Here is a 1,820-nt window from a genome sequence, read left to right on the forward strand (position 1 = left end):
GCGTTGAGGCTGTAGAAAAACCCCGCTGGCCCCTAAGTTTTGATAGGATCGAGGAAACAGACGAGGAGTGGTCAGCATGCCGCGCTTCAAGGCTTATAACTACGATCAGAACGCCATGGTGGTGATCAATTACCAAGATCAGCTCCAGCCAGGCACCTTCGAACACGCCGTACACTACCTGATCGAGCACAAGCTCGATTTATCCGTTTTCCATCCCAAGTATCGAAACGACGCGACCGGTCGGCTGGCCTATGATCCGGCCATCTTGTTGAAGATCATCCTGTTTGCTTACTCAAAAGGCATCACCTCCAGCCGCGAGATGCAATGGTGTTGCGAGACCAACATCATTTTCAAAGCGCTTTCCTGCGATACCGTGCCCCACTTCACCACCCTGGCAAGTTTCGTCAGCCGCCATGCTGATGAGATTGAAGCGCTGTTCGAGCAAGTGTTGTTGGTGTGCCACGAACAAGGCCTGTTGGGTAACGAACTCTTTGCCATTGACGGCTGCAAGATGTCCTCCGATGCCTCAAAAGAGTGGTCTGGCACGTTCAAAGAACTGGGCGAGAAGCGTGACAAATTGAGAGGTCTGATCCGACATCACCTACTGGAGCACCACGCGCGTGATGAGGCCGAAACGGAAGCCGATCTGGATCGGGATATCCGCCGGGCCAAGATGATCCTCTCGTTAGATGATGCCATGAACAAAGTGGATCGTTTCCTAAAGACGAACAGCCCAAGGATGGGCCGGGGGAAGCGGATCAAGGAAGTGAAGAGCAACCTTACTGATAACGAAAGCGCCAAAATGACCACCAGCAAAGGGACGATCCAAGGCTATAACGGTGTCGCCACGGTGGATAAAAAACACCAGATTGTCATTGACGCTCAGGCCTTTGGTGAAGGCCAGGAACACCACACCTTGCAGCCCGTACTAGAAACGGTCGAAGCCCGTTTTAAGAAGCTGGGGATTGCAGAAAACATCTATCAGCAAGGCACCGTCGTCACTGCTGATACGGGCTTCGCCAACGAAGCGAATATGAAGTACCTGCACGAACAGCAGATCAATGGCTATATACCCGATAACCAGTTCCGCAGCCGGGATCCGCAGTTCGCCGACCAGAAAAACAAATACGGCAAGCGCCACCAGAACTTACCCGATAAAGGCTGGCGGAAGACGACGCCAGCCAGCGCGTTCCACTTTGATCCTGTAAAGCTAACGTGTATCTGCCCAACTGGCGAAAAGTTGACCTATCGGGGGCAGCGGGAAGCCGACAATGGCAAAATCCGGGTGCACTTCGAAGGGCGTTTGCTGCAATGTCGGCATTGCCCCAAAAAATACCGGTGCATGCAGAACCCAAGCTCGGCCGACCATCGCAACGGCGCTGGCCGACAAGTATCTTTTATTATCGAGAACAAGCGCTTACCCAATTACACTGACTGGATGAAACACCGAGTCGATAGCCCCAAGGGCAAAGAAATTTACAGCCACCGCATGTCGGTAGTAGAACCGGTGTTCGGTAATATTGGCACGACGAAGAGGCTGAGCCGCTTCAGCCTACGGGGCAAGAAGAAGGTGCAAGGTCAGTGGAAGCTCTACTGTATGGTGCACAATATTGAGAAGTTAGCGAATTATGGTCACTTGGCCGCTTCATGAGGGGCTTTGAGCGGGTGATGTTGCTTTGTGAGCGCAAAATACAGTATTTAACGCGCTTTGGCTGGGCGCTCAAGTGGCTGAATGCCAATATTAGTATGACTCAGCCAGGTGGCTGGTTGAGCCAAAAAATTAGGACGCCAGGCGATAGAAGTGCTCGAAATCGGGTTTT

Annotated in this window: 1 protein-coding gene; it reads left to right on the top strand. The window is 52.4% G+C overall.

Annotated features, from left to right (window positions below):
- Positions 1–76 precede the first annotated feature (76 nt).
- The gene (locus tag BMX75_RS17895) at positions 77–1,651 is read left to right on the top strand and encodes a transposase (protein ID WP_092831073.1); all 1,575 of its coding nucleotides are present in this window, start codon (positions 77–79) and stop codon (positions 1,649–1,651) included.
- The last annotated feature ends 169 nt before the right edge of the window (positions 1,652–1,820 follow it).

Origin of the sequence: Vreelandella subterranea, assembly GCF_900111305.1 — a bacterium.
GTDB lineage: Bacteria > Pseudomonadota > Gammaproteobacteria > Pseudomonadales > Halomonadaceae > Vreelandella > Vreelandella subterranea.

Bases quoted from the DNA above. Each gene is read 5' to 3' on its own strand.
- BMX75_RS17895 (WP_092831073.1), top strand. From the start codon at position 77: ATGCCGCGCTTCAAGGCTTATAACTACGATCAGAACGCCATGGTGGTG.